A 17789-nucleotide genomic window follows, 5' to 3' on the forward strand; every position below is an offset into this window, starting at 1 on the left:
TTTTATAAATGTTCAGATACTCTGTGACACATAACACAAACTCAACGTGTTCACTCGTGATCTGATTAAAACAACGTCAAATCTTTGCAGCATTGTTGTCACACCTTGGTTACGATTGTGGGGTAAACCTCTCCGGAGCTCTTATATGAATCAATTAGTCCAGTTACTAAAGCCTAAATCCGTCGCGATTATCGGTGCATCATCAAAACCAATGCGAGCCGGTAATATCATTATGAAAAACTTACTGCACGGTGGATTTGAAGGTGTGATCATGCCCGTTACACCCCATCATGAAGCAGTTTGTGGTGTACTCGCTTACCGCTCTGTTGCTGAGCTCCCTATCGTGCCTGACATCGCAATTATTTGTACTCACGCTAGCCGTAATGTTCAGATTTTTCATGACTTAGCGGCGAAGAAAGTCAAAGCCGCTATTGTCCTGTCAGCAGATATGCATTTCGCCATGGATAACGGCGAAAGTATCCAAGACCGTTGCCTGAAAATCGCTAAAGCAGCCAATATGAGAGTGCTTGGGCCAAATAGTCTTGGCATTGTGCTGCCGTGGGAAAACTTTAACGCTTCCTTTTCTCCCGTGACTGCACAAAAAGGCAAAATTGCGTTTATATCTCAGTCTGCAGCGATGTGTACCACCATTCTTGATTGGGCTAATGACAAAGATATTGGTTTTTCAGCGTTTGTTTCTCTCGGCAATGCACTAGATATCGATTTTGCAGATTTACTTGATTACTTGAGTACTGATAGCCACACCGAGGCCATCCTGCTTTATGTCGATACAATTACTGATGCACGACGCTTTATGTCCGCCGCTCGTGCCGCATCTCGTAACCGACGTATTCTAGTGTTGAAAGGTGGCCGTACTGCAGCAGGCCGCAAAGCCGCGAAAGCGCACACTGGCGGCAGTGACACACTGGACATTATTTATGACTCTGCGATTCGTCGTACCGGTATGTTGAGAGTAAAGAACTCTCATGAACTGTTTGCTGCGGTAGAAACACTCACCCACTCAGTGCCACTGCGCGGTGAAAGATTAGCGATCATTACCAATGGTGGCGGCCCAGCGATCATGGCGGTGGATACTCTGCTAGAGCGCGGTGGCAAGCTCGCGACGCTTGCACCAGAAACGATTGATTCTTTGAGTGAAATACTGCCGAAAAGTTGGAGCCACAGTAACCCTATTGACATCGTGGGTGACGCCGACCATACGCGGTATATCAAGGCGCTAAATGCCGTTATGGATGCAGATTGTGCTGACGCGATCCTTATCATGCACAGCCCATCTGCCGTAGCCCATTCAGAACAGACAGCGCAAGCGATTGTCGATGCAATTAAATCACACCCTAGATATAAACGCTTCAATATACTGACAAACTGGTCAGGTGAACAAACCGCTAAACCAGCACGACACATTCTCACTCAAGCAGGGATCCCAACCTATCGCACACCAGAAAGTGCAGTTATTGCATTCATGCACTTGGTCGAGTATCGACGTAACCAAAAGCAGTTGATGGAGACACCTACAACTGCTGAACCAGTGCATATCGCCGAGTTGAACGAAGCAAAAAAATGGATAGAAGAAAAATTACTGGATAAAGATACAGTGTCATTGGATACACACCAAATTGGTCCATTCTTGAAAAACTTTAGCTTTAACGTTCTGCCCACTTGGATTGCGTCTGACGTCAGCGAAGCAGTACATGTTGCAGAGCAGATTGGCTATCCCGTCGCGGTAAAACTGCGTTCACCAGATATTGCACACAAGTCCGATATTCAAGGTGTGATGCTGAACCTACGCAATAGCGCTGAAGTGGCGAGTGCTGCTGAATCTATTCTCGACCGAGCGAAGTTATTCTATCCTTCAGCAAACATCCACGGCCTGCTAGTTCAAGGCATGGCGAAACTTGCCGGCGGTGAAGAGCTGCGTATAAAGGTCAAAACGGATGAAACGTTCGGTCCAGTCATCCTATTAGGACAAGGCGGCTCAGAGTGGGATGAATCGCTAGATGCAGCGTCTGCACTTCCACCACTTAATATGGCGCTTGCACGTTATTTGATCGTTCGAGCGTTCAAAAAAGGCAAGATCAGACTGCAAAAATTACCTGTTCCGATGAACATTGATAGCCTGTCTGAGCTGTTGGTGCGTATTTCGCAGATGATAGTCGACTGCCCTCAAGTCCATGAACTGGATATCCATCCACTATTGGCGAATGGCAATGAGTTTACCATTCTAGATGCGGATTTGATCCTCAAGCGCTATGAAGGTGATGCACAAGAACGCCTAGCGATTCGCCCATATCCCGTTGAATACGAACAAACCGTCACGTTAAAGACCGGCGATCAAGCGCTACTACGCCCTATTCTTCCTGAAGATGAGCCGTTACATGCGGAGTTTATTCGCAATGTCACCAAAGAAGATCTGTACAAGCGTTTCTTTACCGACGTCGGTGAATTTAACCATGAAGCACTGGCCAACTTGACGCAGATTGATTATGACCGAGAAATGGCTTTTGTTGCGGTAATACAATCGCAAAGAGGTACGGAAATTATCGGCGTTTCGCGCGCACTGATTAATCCAGAAAATACCGACGCAGAGTTTGCCATTCTTATCCGCTCAGATTTAAAGGGCTACGGACTCGGCAAAATATTGATGCAGAAGATCATCGACTACTGTCGTCAAAAAGGCACGAAGCAGATGTCAGGTATGACAATGCCGACTAATAGAGGCATGTTAATGCTGGCTCAAAAGATGGGCTTTAAGTTAGACGTGCAGTTTGAAGATGGCGTTGCTGACATGGTGCTACCACTCAACGAGTAAACATACACAGAACCAAAATGGGGAGCTTAATGCTCCCCTTTTTTTATATCACTGAATTGTTCTTGAAGTTCTTTTTAAGATACTGAATACACCAGGATTTCGCTTCACCAATCTTATTGCGTTTCCAGGCGAGTATCACCTCTATAGGTTGCGCCTCTGTTCCTGCGATTCGCTTGATTGTGCCTTGCTCAATCAGTTTTTCCGCGCGCGCTCTCGGCAAAGTGCCAATTCCAAGCCCTTTTTCTAACGCAGCTACTTTGGCGGCGAAATTTGTCACGGTTAGACGGGGTTGCTTCTGTGTGATATTCACACTGATCGGCGGCTGTTCTCGAGCAGTATCTGCAATAGCGATAACTCGGTATTTCGCTCTCGCGTCATCATTGAATTCACCTGAACGTTTATGCACGTAATGATCCGTTGCTGCGACCCAAACCATTTCCATAGAACCAATGGTTTCCGCTTTTACGTCATGCGGCAGGATGTCCATCTTAGGGCAAATCAACAAGTCAGAACGACCATCATTTAAGGATTCCCAACAGCCTGCCAAAATTTCTTCTTGGAGTTTGATGCGTGTCGAACTCACTTTACCGAGTTCATCCACCAAGTCAAAAAAGTTCTCGATTGGAATAATCCCGTCAAACGCCAGCGTGATATCCAGCTCCCAACCATTAGCCAGCAAACTGGCATCATTAACCAGCTTTTGTGTCGCCGAAAGAATGGTTCTTCCTCTTTCAAGAATTAGCTTTCCAGCATCGGTAAAGTTGGCTTTATGACCAGAACGGTCGAAAATCATGATATCGAGATCTTGTTCTAGCTTCTGAATTTGATAACTCAGCGACGAAGGTGCCCTGTCTAGCTCGTTGGCAGCAGACGCGAAGCTGCCTCTTCTATCGATAGCATCGAGAATGTGTAATGCTTCTAATGTAATGGGGCTTTGCATGTTTGCTCCTTATAGCCTCGATATCTATGTGACACTAATCACAAGTAAGATAAAAACAGCAGCGCAACCAAGGCTACAAAAACAGTCATATATTTATGAATACTAAGGAAATTTCATCCTATCCTATATTTCTTAATATGTAAAAACGCAATAGTTAATATTACGAATGATAGTAATTATCATTTAGATCCAATAGAATTCGTGGCAAATAAATAAGTCACCCTTTGGATTTAAGGTAATTATAAGATGTATAAACGCTCAATACTGTCCGCCTCAATCATTTTGGCTCTCACACCCACTGCTCATGCTAAAGAGTATGCACTATTAGATGAAGTTGTGGTATCGGCTACCCGTACTGAACAAAACAAAACTGATGTTTCAGCGTCTATTGAATCAGTATCTTCTCAAGATATGGAAAAGCGCCTTTCCAGCGACTTAAAGGATGCAGTTCAATACACACCAGGAGTTCAAGCAACGACTTCAGGACGCTTTGGTCTATCAGGTTTCAACATTCGTGGCATGGATGGTGATCGCGTACAAATCGTTGTCGACGGTGTTGCACAGTCTACACCTTTTAATCCGGGTGGCGGTGGTACACAAGCCATTTATCCAAACATGGTTGAGATTGATACACTGAAAAGTATCGAAATCAATAAAGGTCCCTCCTCCACTCTTTATGGTTCAAATTCTCTGGGTGGTACCGTTGTCTTAACCACTAAAGATCCTGAAGACGTACTGAAAACTGATGGTGATGAACATCGTTTTGTCGTTAAAACTGGCTACACCTCTGACGACGAACAATTTAAGAATACCCTCACTTGGGCTATGCGAGAAGGTGACTTGGAAACGTTGCTTATCGGTACGTATGCCGACGGCCATGAAACCGAGACATTTGGAGACGGCGACGATATTGAGGGTGACGATCGTGGGCTAGAAAACCCAGCAGACAAAGATCTAAGTAACGTACTCGCTAAAGCTTACTATCAAGTCAATGACGCACATCGCATCGGCTTGCTATTCGAGCGTTACAATTACAAATACGATGAGAATCGACTAAGCGGAAACTACACCCTCAGTATGGGGCCAGCAGGCAGTTTTACTTACGACAACGCGCAAAGCCATGACGAATCGACTCGCACACGTTACGGCGTCAACCACGAATATCAGGCCAACAATGCCATATTCGATAAACTTTTTTGGCAATTAAACTACCAAACTAGCAAAACCGTAAACAACAACGTTTCTTATGTCGAGATTGTTGATCCATCTAATCGTTTCGGAGGCAATTATGCCGGCGACCGCTCCCGTTTACGCCAAGCGAAAGACGATAACATCCAGTTCGATGTCCAGTTTGATAAACTGCTTGATATATCGGGCTCGTCACATGAACTAACCTATGGCGCGAACTACAAGCATTCCGATTTTGAACTTAATAACAAAGATATTTTCCTCGATGACCCAAGCAAAAATAAGGCAGGCTCAACCACAATCCCTGACGCAAAAGTTGTCCAATGGGGCGTGTACCTACAAGACAATGCTTTCTTGTTAAATGAAGCGTTAGTCATTAATGCGGGTATCCGCTATGACAAGTTCGAAGCCGATCCATCAACAGATGATGGTTTTACGTCTGAACACGTTAAGAACAACAATGATGCATTCACTGGTAAATTGGGTGCGGTCTATCACTTCAACAAAAACCTGAGTACTTTTGCTCAAGTAAGCCAAGGCTTTAAAGCGCCAACAGTTGAGCAGCTTTACTACGAATACGATACCGGAACTATTTTCGTTCCTAACTCTGATTTAGAAGCAGAAAAGAGCACGTCGTATGAGATCGGTTTCCGTGGTAAAAATGAGCACACTAAGTTCGAACTAACGGGCTTTATCAACGATTACAAAGACTTCATCGATTCACAAGAGCTTGTGAGCAGCGATCCTAACAAGGACTCTGAAACATTAGTAAACCGAGATAAAGTTGAGATTCGCGGTGCGGAGTTCAGCTCTACTGTCTTACTTGATGGAGCTTTCGGTGCTCCAACAGGTACTTACACAAAACTGGCAGTGAGTTACGCAGAAGGTGAAGATAAGAAAACGGGTAAACATCTAGACTCAGTTGCGCCGCTAACTACAGTATTAGGTTTCGGTTACGACAACCTAGGCTACAACTTTGGTGGTTTGGCAAATGTTACATTGGTAGACAGCAAAGATAAGTGGTCAGACGAAGATAATGTCACGGCTAGCGGCTATGGCATCCTAGACTTGACGATGTATTACATGCCAGTAGAAGACCTAACCCTACGTGCCGGCCTATTTAACGCATTCGACCGAAAATATTGGACATATAACGATTTAAAAAGCAAAGACAGCGATGATAACCTTGATTTCCACAGCCAACCTGGCAGAAATTGGGCGATTACAGCTAGCTACGAGTTCTAAATCTGCTTAGCAAAAAGCCAGCATCTAGCTGGCTTTGATTTTATACGTTTCACTACACGCAATAAAAAAGCTCCCATTCAAGGAGCTTTTAAGTCATTCATCAAAAAGAAAAGAAAAATTGGTATGAATGAGCGATTACTTAGCGCTTGCCATCTCTTTTTTAACCATTACGGCTGCAGCAACGATGAAAGCTACAATTAGAGCTAATTCCATGACGACCCTCAGTAAATTGTTGGAAAAACCGAATTGAAACTGCGGTTATTCTAACACCTTTACAAAACAATGATAGCCGTTAACGAGATTTTTACGATTTTTATCGACTCAGATCAAAATCGCAGCTGTCACGTTCATTTTACACAAACTTCTTTAACCAATTTAGCGATAAATTTATTAATAAGTTATGCTGTTTCACTATCACTTCATAGTGACTTTACCGCCAATGATTTTGTACGCTGGAGTACCTCGAACTAATGTGTCGCGAGCAAATTCCTGCCCGCAGCTAGGACACTTACAGCTTTCCGTTGTGAAATCTTCAACAATCCGCTCTTTAAAACACTTTACCAAGGCTCCTTTACCTCCCTTTCTGTATTTGAACAGCTGGCTTTTACATTTAGCACAATAAATATCTACGGTCTTTGTAGGCTGCTTTTTGTTAGGTTTCGCCATGTTGTTACTTCTCTAACCTTCATTTTGGTTTGGCTTCACCCAAACCTGGCTGAAGTCGAACCAACCCAGTGCATTACACTTGGCATTTTGCAGCGATCCACATTGATCCTTGCTCACACCTAGCCAGCAGTGGAACATCGGGATAATTTGCATCTTTTCTACTAGCGATTTACCCAAATCTTTCGCCGGAAAGTTGGAATTTTCTTCTGATTGCCACTGCTCGACCACTTTTGTCCAAAATTCGAAGTCTTCGTTCTTACTCAACAAAGAAATATCGCTGTAATTCAATAACCAACCAGCAAGAGCATCGTCTCGGTTGTTGGCGATCCCCATCGGTTTTACCCAAATGTCGATATCTTCAATATTTGGCGCTTCTAAATCGTATTTGATCAGCTCAACCTCTAAATTGTCTTGCTTTAGCAACGTCTCGATGCACTTAACAAGCGTGGGAAACATGGGGTGTTGGCCGTGATAAGCAATGGTCACTTTGCGGTAAGACGGCGGTGAGGTGTAACTCCCTTGACGAGTATGGTGATACCAACCCGGCTTCAAGCCATGCGCGGGTAACACACCAAGTTCGACAATTTTGTCTTGCGGCAGTTGTTGATAGAGGTTTAACGCTCCCAAACGCTGACTAAAGTAACTCGCCCAATCGTTAGATTTAGCCAAGCCACTTTTGCGGTTTAACAATAGATACGTACAACCTGGATCTAATTCGACATCATCACTGAACGTGCCGGTCTTAGGCTTGATTGGATTCGAGATACTCGGGAACACCATGGTTGAATGCACATCATCTATCACCCACACTTCTACGCAGTCCAGTAACGGTCTAAAGCCAAAGTAGTTGTCGAAGGCACGTAATATCAGGCGTTTATCGTCGTTTTGTGTAACTCTATATGGTCCAGTGCCAATAGGAAACTGATCATAATCGTCTCCACGTGCATTTTCAGGAAGCAGCACTTTAGCGCAAGATTCAGAGAGCAATAGAGGCAGGTGATAATCAGCGCGATCCAACATAATATCGATTGTGTTATGACCAGTGATTTGAATATCGTTGATGTGCGAAAACAGCGGTTTCTGCTTGAGTTTAGACAACGACGCGATAACAGTTTCTGGCGTGAGTAGATCACCATTGTGGAATCGTACGGCTGGTCTTAGGTAGAAGCGCCAATGAGTAGCAGACAACCGATCCCAAGAATGCGCTAAATCGGGTTGTAGCTTCTCATTTTCATCCAAACGGGTTAAACCGCTGAATACCTGCCTAATGATGTGTTGCTCTGAGCGTCGAACCAATTTAGTCGGATTGAGCATGGAAAGCGGTCGATAATAAGGCAAGCGAATCACTTGCAAACCTTCTTGATGTTGTACACCAAGATAGCTTTCAACAACTTGCGCCAGCTTTGCTGTGTCTTTATCTAGCACTTTTAACGCTTGACCAAGCTTCCCTTCTTCAAGGTATCGCCTTGCCAATGTTTCGCTGACATCAGAGCGACTGCGCTTGAAGATCAGCTCAGATAGTTTTCCTCGTCCTGGCGCCGGGTGCCATTCAATCCACCCTTCTTCTTCCATCTTGTTGAGTACGATTCGCGCATTACGTCGGGTACAAAACAGAATCTCGGTGATTTCTTCTAGCTGTACACCGCAATCTTGCCCTTGGTAATGTTCAAACAAGGTTTCAAATTGAACGCGAAGACGAGGACTACTCATAAAGGGGAAATCTCTTTAAATGGATGCTGTACTAAGTTTCCCTATTTAAGGCGATGAATTCAAGGTTATTCCACTTTACAACCGATTTGCTGAGCAATTTCAGATAATTGCTCAGCATTATCAAGCTTGATTGACCACTTAGTTTCACTGCCGTTTGCCGCAATTACGTTAGCGCCGCGACCAATCAGCTGCACCGCATCGACTTGTGCCTGTAGCGTTACCATGTGTTCACCATTGAGTTTAATCACCACTTCATGGGGAGTGACAATAACTTTGCCAGACCTGAACTCAATCACCATTATTGACTCGCCTTAAGGGATTGCTTAGCGTTGCGCTTCTTTTGCACAGAGATGGTTAAGCGGCTGGTGCAAACTAAACGTTCGCGCTCATCAGTAATATTGATCTGCCAAACTTGCGTCGACACTCCAAGATGAATTGGTGTTGCACGACCAATCACTTTACCTTCGCGCATTGAGCGTACGTGGTTGGCATTAATATCTAGGCCGACGCAATAAGAATCTTCATCCACACAGAAGTTAGCCGCGACTGAGCCTAATGTTTCTGCCAACACAACCGAAGCGCCGCCATGAAGCATGCCTAACGGTTGATGAGTAAAGTGACAAACTGGCATGGTTGCCTCAATGTAATTGTCACCAAAATCACTATAAATAATGTTTAAGTGTTCTATCAGAGTATTTTCAGAAGTGGCATTTAAGCGTTCTAAATCGATTGGTCGTTTCCAAATAGTCATCGTTATTCTCAATATGTTCGGGTACACCGCATTGTAACCTAATGCTATGATGAGAAAAATATCGAGGATGAAACGGAGAATTCGATGCGTAATTGGCTGAAATTGACAGTTGTAGCAGCTTCAATCGGTATAGCTGCTTGCAGCTCCTCTCCTACGGGTCGTAACCAATTACTGCTTTTCTCTGATCAAGACATGAGTAGTTTAGGCGCTCAATCTTTTGAACAGATGAAGCAAAAGCAGAAAGTAAACAAAGACGCTAAGGTCAACGCGTATGTTCAGTGCGTCGCTAAGAGTGTGACTCAATACGTTCCAGCTCAGCCTGGTTTTACAAACTGGGAAGTGGTCGTTTTTGATAGTGACCAAGTCAACGCCTTTGCTTTGCCGGGTGGTAAGATCGGCGTCTATACAGGTCTGCTGAATGTGGCGAAAAACCAAGACCAACTCGCCACCGTTATTGGTCATGAGATTGCGCACGTATTAGCAGATCACAGCAACGAACGACTCTCTCAAACACAGCTTGCCAACACAGGTCTGCAAATCACTGGGGTAGTGTTAGGTTCGTCTGAATATGCACAGTATCAAAGCGCGACAATGGCGGCGCTTGGCTTAGGTATCCAATACGGTGTTCTGCTTCCTTATGGTCGTACTCAGGAATCTGAGGCGGACGTTGTAGGCTTAGAATTAATGGCGAAAGCAGGCTTCAACCCTAACGAGAGCATCAGCTTGTGGAAAAACATGGCCGCAGCATCGGGTGGTAACAATCCTCCTGAGTTGTTGTCAACTCACCCGTCGCACAGTACGCGGATTAAAGATCTTTCTGCGACAATCAAAAAGCTACCCAATTACGGTACGCAGCGACCAAATTGCTCATAGTCCATCAATAAAAAGGGAGCTCAATGGCTCCCTTTTTTATGTTCCTAGAATCATTAACGGCAACTGCAGCAGTTGATCGCCGGTGCCAGCGAAGTACCAAATGATTCCAATCAACCCCGTTACCAACGCGATGTACCACACCGCAGATACAATTTGCCCATAACGGTCGAGTGGCAATAAATGACTGTAATGACGTCCTCGCCATTCGAATACGATTTCTAATGTGCCCATGACTAACAAGAAACCAAACAGCGTCAGGCCGAGTGAATAGCTAAGCGCGACGCCACCGAGCGCAGCCAATGTGCACAATACGATTCCGGCAACGCTATTCATCGAGAAACTGATGCTTTTCAACACATGCCCACCATCAAGTGGCAAAATTGGCAGCAAGTTGAACAGGTTGAGAAAAGCGTTAAACACCGCCAATCCAGCGAAGAACATCTCGCCAGTTACCAAGTAGGCGACCGTTAGAAGTAAAGACAATACAAAACCAAACATCGGCCCCATGATTGAAATGACCACATCTTGCCATCGGGTGTTGATTTTCTCATCGCTCAGCGCGAGTCCGCCTAAGAATGGCACGAGATAAATACCTTTGGTTTTCATCCCAAAGTACTTCATTGCTTTCACATGGCCGTACTCGTGAAAGATCAAACATGCCAACAACGACAACGCAAATTGGAATGAGAACAACCAGGAATACGCTGCAAGGCTCGCCGATGCGAGCACCACTTTGATCAGTTTTGCACTCTTTAGTGCTTTAAACCCAAGGGAAACGAGTCCGACAAGGCTAAAGCGTCGCTCTGGCACTGGCGGTTGAAAAGGAATTTGTCGCTCAATGTCTTTGCTATTACGACTTCCCTGCTCAACCAACTGGTCATTAAGCGTCGCTCGATATTCAATAAGAAACGGTTGCCAATCTAAGCTCGCCTCGAGTTTGCAATGTAACTCGTCTTCTCCATTCAACAGCTTAAACTCGTGAACAGAGTCTCTGCCTCGTTCTGCGTCAGCATCGAGTTGTGAGACCAACTGATTATTCCAAAACAGTTGTTGCCAGCCCGCCATCGAGGCTTCAAGCCTTAACGGCTTGCCCAAAAAATCAATAGACAGTAATTCCAAGGTGTACCCAAATATGTGTATTTCAATGTGTCAGATTATGCCGAGAGTACAGATTAAGGTAAAGAATTCTCTATTTAGTGACATTGTCACTCAAGCAAAACAAATCACGAAAATACAATACTTTACGGAGACCAACACCAAGTAGGCTCAAGCGTTAAGTTACCGCAAATCATGTTCTTAAGCCTCTACCCCCTTTATTTTTTGTGGATAAAGTGCATAATAGCGACCTTCATTTACACCCTATTATATGTGAGTCCTTTATGTCTTCTGAAGCTACAATGCTAGAACGCTGCGAATCTAAATGTGAACTATGTGCTGCTGATGCACCACTTACGGCATACGCAGTACCACCTCACAGCCACGTAACTGTTGATACAGCGATCATGGTCTGTGATAAGTGTCTAGGTGAAATCGAAGACCCGCAGGACATCAACCACTGGCGTTGCCTAAATGACAGCATGTGGAGCCAAGTACCAGCGGTACAAGTTACTGCATGGCGTCAACTTACTCGTCTAAACAGCGAAAGCTGGGCTCAAGATTCTTTAGACATGATGTACATGGAAGAAGAGCAAATGAACTGGGCAATGCAAGGTATGTCTGCAGACGACAAACCACTTGATTGCAACGGCGTTGAACTGAAAAAAGGTGACGACGTAACGGTAATCAAAGACCTACCTGTTAAAGGCACTAACCAAGTTATCAAACAAGGTACTGTTATCCGTGGTATCAGCATTGGCAGCGATCCTAAGCTTGTTTCTGGTAAAGCTAACGGCGGTCAATCAATGTACGTAATCGCTGAATACTGCCGCAAGAAGTAATCCTTACGTTGAACTTCCAAAAAAGGGCACCATTTCAGGTGCCCTTTTTGTTTGTATTGTATATTGCTTGGCTTTAAACCAACCTCGCTCATTTTCTAATTATTAGAGCAAATAAAAAAGCGCCAACAACATTGTTAGCGCTTTTCAAAAATTAGTCTTTATATCAACGATATAGACCAATATCCTTTTGCATGTGACCAGACAAATCGTTCGCGTAATACGCACGAGGTGTATTGTCAGTGAAAAGAATATCCAGTAGGTGTGCAATCAATCCTTTGAAAGAAACCGCGTAGGTTTTTTTATCCATAGAGATAGGAGTTTCGATAGCTCCCATTTGCATTACTTGCGCCATGATTGCCTCTCTATAAATCGCATGATTCGTTTCGATGGGCTAATAATAAGCAATATTTAATTGCTCAAAAAATGACAAAATTTGGATATTCAGATTACTTTTTCTAATGAAACAAGTGATTAACAACGCCAAATTCCAATTATTCATCGAAACCGCGCCATATTAACTAAATATCCAAAATAACTGCAATCATATTTATTTTTAAGTAACCAACCCGATCTTGCATCACATATTTTTTACAAAAATACCGCGTAAAAATCGGGTTGTTACTCGCAAATTAATTAGTTTGGTTATCGTTACTTAGCGCGTCGACTTGTGTGATTTGTCGCTGTTTTAACATTGAAGCAATCACAGCGATAGTCATGGTAAGGATCAATACCGCTAATGAAACCAACGTAGGAATTTCCCACGCAGAGCCGACTAATAGCATCTTGATACCGATAAATACCATGATGAACGACAGCGCTGGTTTCAGATACAAAAACTTATCCATCATCCCTTGCAACACAAAGTACAGTGAACGCAACCCCAATAACGCAAATACGTTTGCAGCGAGGACAAGAAACGGCTCACGTGTCACAGCAAAAATCGCAGGTATAGAATCCAGTGCGAACATCACGTCCATGAAGGCAATCACACCAATGACGATTGCCATCGGTGTTAACAAGCGTTGACCGCTTTCTATCACCGTTAATGCGTTGCCACGAAAATCGTTAGTTACGCTCGCCCACTTTCGAATTAGTTTTTCAGGCAGTGGACTAACCTGCTCTTGCCCTTTATCAAACGCTAAATGCACACCTGTCCAAATCAGAAACAGCGCAAATATGTACAACAACCAATGGTACTGAACCAAGAGCTGCGCGCCCACTGCGATTAGAATTGCCCGCAGTACCAATGCACCGATAACACCTAATAGCAGCGCTCTAGGTCGCAAATGTTCAGGTACTGAGTATTGCGCGAAGATAATCGCAAATACAAACAAGTTATCGACGCTGAGTGACTTCTCGAGTAGATAACCCGTTAAGAATGATAATGTCGCTTTTTCGGCGCTGTAGCTGCTGTTTGGGGCATAGAAATCCCAGAATAGATAGATAGTCGCAGCAAAACCAAACGCGAGTACAAACCAAAAGATGCTCCATGCTGTCGCCCTTTTGAGCGTGATATTTCCGCCTCGGGTTTGCCAGATATCGAGCAAGACCATGGAAACGGTCAGCATTGCGAAGCAAATGTAAGTAGTTAGGGTCATAATTCCTCCAAAAGCAGAGGGATCGATAAGGAATGATAAGAACGATCCCGCCGCAAACAACACTGACTGCGTTCAAATAAACGCAGACAAATTGATTACGTTGGTCTCGTCGAAGTGCTGAAAACAGTGTCAGGACTTATACTTACCGGATAGATGAATATCTAACGAGATGACGATAAGTAAACCAGAGGCGACTACTCCCCAAACGATCCGCATCGTATTACTCTTAAGTAATTTCGTCCATAGATAAATCAGAAAAGGAGCAAAATTGCTCCTTTAAGTTAGATGCCACTGATGGGAATCAAATAAACCAGTGCGGACCACGCACCAATCCAACTGACTATCATGGCAATATCTGTCCAATCTTTACCCATAGTTCCCCCATAACAATAAATACTGTTATTTCGAAGAAGAACCAGCAATCTTTGTGCCGTGTTGGCATACTGAATCGTCTTCGCGGCGATTGAGTATATTTGGGTTGTCTTTGAGAAAATCAATAAAGCAATCGGCCATTGAGGCAGAGGTAACGACACCTTCACCTTTCATGTTGGTCATCGCTTCATAACCTTCTTTACCTTTCATGGTGTACGCCGATGATGTACCAACATAAAAGCGTGATTCATCAACTGCTTGCCAACCTAACTCTGAGTCAAAGATCTGCAGATTGGTAATACGCTTTCCAAGTGGAGCATCGTATTTATAGTCGTAACTTAGGTTATAGGTATACGGATATGAACCATCACCTGTACCTTCCACACCGTTGTTCAGAGCGTTATTAATCGCCCCTTCTATCGATGCGGCAATATCCTTACCCTGAAGTTCGTAGACGCCAATCGGTACTGCAAACGGCAGTAACTTACCGGCAATGTCCGCTACCGATACGTCACCAGCATTAAGTGAATTTCGCACTCCGCCTGCATTATGAATGGCAAACTCTACTGCGTGACCATCTTTACGCATTCGATAAGCAAATGACTCCGCAACTAAAGGCGCAAGTTCACTGCCCCCTTGTTCGTCCGGTACTCGCACATGCCGAAGCTTGCTATTCACTTCGGCAATTACGTCACGTTGCAACTTTCTAACTTGATTGGTGTACTTGTCGAGTAACAACTGTTGCAGTTCAGGGTCTTTTTTACACACCAATACGTTCGGGTGTTGGTCAACGTATTCACGGGCAATCTTGTACGGATTTTCATCGCAAGATTCACTCATGCTGGCATGCAAGAAGATACGTCGACCAAGCAATAGCTCGTTCTTTCCGTTAAAGGAAATCACTTCGCCGTCGGCCGAGAACTCAATATCACAGTGCCCCATGCTCAACGCGTGATAGCCCGCTTGCACAACATACGTACCGTTGATATGTACACCGTAAGGGTCATCTTTCGTCAGCCCAAGATCACTGAAATCACCTTGTAGTCTGTGGCTATGACCGCCAACAATTAAGCCAATACCGTCGACTTTTTCAGCAAACTCTAAGTCCGCTTCATAGCCCATATGGCTGAGTAAGATAATTTTGTTAATCCCAGCTTGGCGAATTGCTGCGACAGTTGATTTCGCGGTTTCTAGCGCGTTGACAAAAGGCGTATCAAAATCCGGATTGGATATATCCGCCATTTTATCAAGAGCTAAAGAGAAGATAGCGATCTCTTCGCCGTGAACGTTTTTTGTTATCCAACTCGCCGCACGAGTCTCTGGCTGGTAGGAGTAAACCTTGGGGTTATCGCCTAGCTTACATGTTTTGCGTTTGTCTTCATTCGACAAGTCCCAGTTGCCGGCAAGCAGAGGAAAATCAATTCGTTTCGCAAACTGTGCAACAGGCAAGTTACCCATATCTAGCTCATGGTTACCTAGTGCCATCGCATCAATGCCAAGTTCATTAAGCATTACTGCGTTTGCCTCGCCTTTAAACAAGGAAAAGTACAGTGTGCCTTGGAAGCAATCCCCGGCGTGCAAAAATAGAAACTCGCTACCTTGCTCTTGTGCAAGCTGTGTGAGTTGTTTGGTGCGGGTTGCAATGCGTGCGAAACCGCCCGCACTAACGTAAGGAGTCAGTTCTTGGTCATGGACATGTAATGTCAGTTGAAGTGACGTTGGTTCAAAGTACGAGTGTGTGTCGTTAATGTGCGCCAGTTTGATTTTGACTGGCTTATTATTTTTATCTTTCATATTTTTTTCTCTCATCATCCGCACATCCTATCGCATCCTGCATGACAAATTCATTAAATTTCACAAAATTGTTGTAACTCCAAATCTGTATACATAGATGAACATGACGTAAATCATGTGCTTGGGCGCTTCACAACTGAGTAGCGCAATGAGTTTGTGATGTAACCTTCTGCTTATTCGAGAGTTTTCTATTATGCTAAAAATTGAAGTAGTTCATTTGGAATCTTTATATGCTGTTAGAACGGATCGAAATTTCCGGTTTCCGAGGAATCAAAAGACTGTCAATTGCGTTCGACGAACTCACTACCCTGATTGGTGAAAACACCTGGGGTAAGTCATCTCTGTTGGACGCATTATCCGTCGCGTTACCGGCCGAGGGCATTCCGTATCAATTTGAAATGACAGACTTTCACGTTGATTACTCGATATCACATCCGCAAACCCAACACCTACAAATCGTTTTGAGTTTTCTCTCTACCGATAAACAAGAGTTGCATTCAGGCAGATATCGGCGGATTAAACCTATCTGGACCAAAGACGACCAAAACGTTAACCGCATCATTTATCGCTTAAGCGCAACCCGAACCGATTACGACATAGAAACTCACTACACGTTTCTCGATAAAGACGGAAACCCACTCAGATTGCACCATTCGGAAAAACTGGCCCAAGAGCTAATTAGCTTGCATCCTGTGATTCGATTGAAGGATTCAAGACGCTTTGACCGTCCGTTCGTAGATGACAACTCGGCGAATACACGTATCGAGAAGCGGATTAACAATACCTGTCGTCGCTTAATGGCGGTTCCAGGCCACGTCAACAAGGGAGAAATGAAGAGTAGTCTAAATTCCATGGTGACGCTGGTGGATCACTACTTTTCGTTCAAATCCAGCGCGAGAAAGAATCCACGCAAACAGCGCGACGGCATTTTTTACAACAGTGCTTCGAGCAACAAGAGCTTGTCTCAGGTGTTTGCCGAAACCAACGACAAACAGACTCGCTTGCTGTTTATGGGGTTACTGAATGCCTATTTGCAGGCGAAAGGCCCAAATAAACTTCGTCGCTGTGCTCGCCCTATTTTGATCATTGAAGATCCTGAAGGACGTTTACACCCTACTCACCTAGCCCGTGCGTGGAGCCTGTTACAACTGCTACCAATGCAGAAAATACTTACGACCAACAGTGGCCATTTGTTAAGCCAGGTACCATTAAACTCCGTACGCCGTTTAGTGCGTCAATCTGACCGTACCATTACGACTTATCTACCGTCGCAAAAGTTCAGTCGCGATGAGCTTCGACGAATCGGATTCCATATTCGTTTCCACCGCTCTGGCGCTCTATTTGCCCGTTGTTGGCTACTCGTAGAAGGTGAAACCGAAGTTTGGCTGTTTAATGAACTGGCAAACCAGTGTGGTTACAACCTTGCTGCGGAAGGCGTACAGATTATTGAATTTGCTCAGTCGGGATTAAAGTCTTTGATCAAAGTGGCCAAAGCTTTTGGTATTGACTGGCACGTAGTGACCGATGGCGATGCTGCTGGTAAGAAATACGCAACCACGGTAAGAGGTCAACTTGGACACGATCAAGAACGCCACCGATTAACCGAGCTGCCGGATCACGATATAGAGCACTTCCTGTATAACAATGGTTTTGAACCTTTCTTCAAAGACATGGTTAAAGTCCCGCTTGAGCACCCAATTCCGGCGAAAAAAGTCGTTGCCCGAGTGCTTAAAAAGTTCGCTAAGCCAGATCTAGCACTCGCGATCGTGTCTCACTGTGAGAAAAAAGGCATGGATTGTATTCCAATCCTACTCCGCTGGACACTCAAACGCGTCGTTACCATGGCTAACGGCAACACATAAAAAAGCGGCATTGACGATCAACG

14 protein-coding genes are annotated in these 17789 nt (G+C 44.5%); 5 read left to right on the forward strand and 9 right to left on the reverse strand.

Annotation, left to right across the window (positions count from 1 at the left end; translation table 11 throughout):
* The first annotated feature begins 145 nt into the window (after window positions 1-145).
* Window positions 146-2830, forward strand: a complete 2685-nt coding sequence (locus tag AKJ31_RS03355; RefSeq protein WP_053407660.1) for a bifunctional acetate--CoA ligase family protein/GNAT family N-acetyltransferase — start codon at window positions 146-148, stop codon at window positions 2828-2830.
* A 43-nt stretch (window positions 2831-2873) separates the two neighbouring features.
* Here the strand turns inward: AKJ31_RS03355 and AKJ31_RS03360 are convergent, their stop codons facing one another.
* On the reverse strand, window positions 2874-3770 hold the full coding sequence (locus tag AKJ31_RS03360) for a LysR family transcriptional regulator (protein ID WP_053407661.1): 897 nt from the start codon (window positions 3768-3770) through the stop codon (window positions 2874-2876).
* A 246-nt stretch (window positions 3771-4016) separates the two neighbouring features.
* On the opposite strand from AKJ31_RS03360, the gene AKJ31_RS03365 reads away from it, so the two are divergent.
* The gene (locus AKJ31_RS03365) at window positions 4017-6203 is read left to right on the forward strand and encodes a TonB-dependent hemoglobin/transferrin/lactoferrin family receptor (protein ID WP_053407662.1); all 2187 of its coding nucleotides are present in this window, start codon (window positions 4017-4019) and stop codon (window positions 6201-6203) included.
* A gap of 414 nt (window positions 6204-6617) precedes the next feature.
* On the opposite strand, the gene AKJ31_RS03370 is transcribed toward AKJ31_RS03365, so the two are convergent.
* The 4 genes from AKJ31_RS03370 to AKJ31_RS03385 all read right to left on the reverse strand — a co-directional run bounded on the left by AKJ31_RS03370 (window position 6618) and on the right by AKJ31_RS03385 (window position 9330).
* Window positions 6618-6869 (reverse strand): hypothetical protein, encoded by a 252-nt coding sequence (locus tag AKJ31_RS03370; protein ID WP_053407663.1) that lies wholly within the window; start codon window positions 6867-6869, stop codon window positions 6618-6620.
* Between the two features lie 12 nt (window positions 6870-6881).
* Window positions 6882-8579: an SgrR family transcriptional regulator gene (locus AKJ31_RS03375; protein WP_053407664.1), complete on the reverse strand. Its 1698-nt coding sequence runs from the start codon at window positions 8577-8579 to the stop codon at window positions 6882-6884.
* Window positions 8580-8644: 65 nt separating this feature from the next.
* Complete coding sequence (locus tag AKJ31_RS03380; protein ID WP_053407665.1) at window positions 8645-8878, reverse strand: DUF3389 domain-containing protein; 234 nt, start codon at window positions 8876-8878, stop codon at window positions 8645-8647.
* Window positions 8878-9330 carry a hotdog fold thioesterase gene (locus AKJ31_RS03385; protein WP_053407666.1) on the reverse strand — a complete coding sequence of 151 codons (453 nt, stop codon included), beginning with the start codon at window positions 9328-9330 and terminating at the stop codon, window positions 8878-8880. The genes AKJ31_RS03380 and AKJ31_RS03385 overlap by 1 nt, the downstream gene beginning before the upstream one ends.
* Before the next feature lie 84 nt (window positions 9331-9414).
* Here AKJ31_RS03385 and AKJ31_RS03390 point away from each other — a divergent pair, with 84 nt between their 5' ends.
* Window positions 9415-10203 carry a M48 family metallopeptidase gene (locus AKJ31_RS03390; RefSeq protein ID WP_053407667.1) on the forward strand — a complete coding sequence of 263 codons (789 nt, stop codon included), beginning with the start codon at window positions 9415-9417 and terminating at the stop codon, window positions 10201-10203.
* A 36-nt stretch (window positions 10204-10239) separates the two neighbouring features.
* Here the strand turns inward: AKJ31_RS03390 and AKJ31_RS03395 are convergent, their stop codons facing one another.
* Window positions 10240-11322, reverse strand: a complete 1083-nt coding sequence (locus tag AKJ31_RS03395; protein WP_053407668.1) for a site-2 protease family protein — start codon at window positions 11320-11322, stop codon at window positions 10240-10242.
* Window positions 11323-11582: 260 nt separating this feature from the next.
* Here AKJ31_RS03395 and AKJ31_RS03400 point away from each other — a divergent pair, with 260 nt between their 5' ends.
* Window positions 11583-12140, forward strand: a complete 558-nt coding sequence (locus AKJ31_RS03400) for a PhnA domain-containing protein (protein ID WP_053407669.1) — start codon at window positions 11583-11585, stop codon at window positions 12138-12140.
* Window positions 12141-12303: 163 nt separating this feature from the next.
* On the opposite strand, the gene AKJ31_RS03405 is transcribed toward AKJ31_RS03400, so the two are convergent.
* The 3 genes from AKJ31_RS03405 to AKJ31_RS03415 all read right to left on the reverse strand — a co-directional run bounded on the left by AKJ31_RS03405 (window position 12304) and on the right by AKJ31_RS03415 (window position 15904).
* Window positions 12304-12492 (reverse strand): hypothetical protein, encoded by a 189-nt coding sequence (locus AKJ31_RS03405; RefSeq protein WP_053407670.1) that lies wholly within the window; start codon window positions 12490-12492, stop codon window positions 12304-12306.
* Between the two features lie 277 nt (window positions 12493-12769).
* Window positions 12770-13738: a TerC/Alx family metal homeostasis membrane protein gene (locus AKJ31_RS03410; RefSeq protein ID WP_053407671.1), complete on the reverse strand. Its 969-nt coding sequence runs from the start codon at window positions 13736-13738 to the stop codon at window positions 12770-12772.
* Window positions 13739-14137: 399 nt separating this feature from the next.
* Window positions 14138-15904: a bifunctional metallophosphatase/5'-nucleotidase gene (locus AKJ31_RS03415; RefSeq protein WP_053407988.1), complete on the reverse strand. Its 1767-nt coding sequence runs from the start codon at window positions 15902-15904 to the stop codon at window positions 14138-14140.
* Window positions 15905-16134: 230 nt separating this feature from the next.
* Between AKJ31_RS03415 and AKJ31_RS03420 the strand changes: the two genes are divergently transcribed.
* Window positions 16135-17766, forward strand: coding sequence for an ATP-dependent endonuclease (locus AKJ31_RS03420; RefSeq protein ID WP_053407672.1), 1632 nt, complete (start codon window positions 16135-16137; stop codon window positions 17764-17766).
* Window positions 17767-17789: the final 23 nt, after the last annotated feature.

This window comes from Vibrio hepatarius (genome assembly GCF_001274785.1).
Classification (GTDB): domain Bacteria; phylum Pseudomonadota; class Gammaproteobacteria; order Enterobacterales; family Vibrionaceae; genus Vibrio; species Vibrio hepatarius.

Coding starts and splice junctions, on each gene's coding strand:
- AKJ31_RS03355 (WP_053407660.1), top strand. CDS start 146: ATGAATCAATTAGTCCAGTTACTAAAGCCTAAATCCGTCGCGATTATC.
- AKJ31_RS03360 (WP_053407661.1), bottom strand. CDS start 3,770: ATGCAAAGCCCCATTACATTAGAAGCATTACACATTCTCGATGCTATC.
- AKJ31_RS03365 (WP_053407662.1), top strand. CDS start 4,017: ATGTATAAACGCTCAATACTGTCCGCCTCAATCATTTTGGCTCTCACA.
- AKJ31_RS03370 (WP_053407663.1), bottom strand. CDS start 6,869: ATGGCGAAACCTAACAAAAAGCAGCCTACAAAGACCGTAGATATTTAT.
- AKJ31_RS03375 (WP_053407664.1), bottom strand. CDS start 8,579: ATGAGTAGTCCTCGTCTTCGCGTTCAATTTGAAACCTTGTTTGAACAT.
- AKJ31_RS03380 (WP_053407665.1), bottom strand. CDS start 8,878: ATGGTGATTGAGTTCAGGTCTGGCAAAGTTATTGTCACTCCCCATGAA.
- AKJ31_RS03385 (WP_053407666.1), bottom strand. CDS start 9,330: ATGACTATTTGGAAACGACCAATCGATTTAGAACGCTTAAATGCCACT.
- AKJ31_RS03390 (WP_053407667.1), top strand. CDS start 9,415: ATGCGTAATTGGCTGAAATTGACAGTTGTAGCAGCTTCAATCGGTATA.
- AKJ31_RS03400 (WP_053407669.1), top strand. CDS start 11,583: ATGTCTTCTGAAGCTACAATGCTAGAACGCTGCGAATCTAAATGTGAA.
- AKJ31_RS03405 (WP_053407670.1), bottom strand. CDS start 12,492: ATGGCGCAAGTAATGCAAATGGGAGCTATCGAAACTCCTATCTCTATG.
- AKJ31_RS03410 (WP_053407671.1), bottom strand. CDS start 13,738: ATGACCCTAACTACTTACATTTGCTTCGCAATGCTGACCGTTTCCATG.
- AKJ31_RS03415 (WP_053407988.1), bottom strand. CDS start 15,904: ATGAAAGATAAAAATAATAAGCCAGTCAAAATCAAACTGGCGCACATT.
- AKJ31_RS03420 (WP_053407672.1), top strand. CDS start 16,135: ATGCTGTTAGAACGGATCGAAATTTCCGGTTTCCGAGGAATCAAAAGA.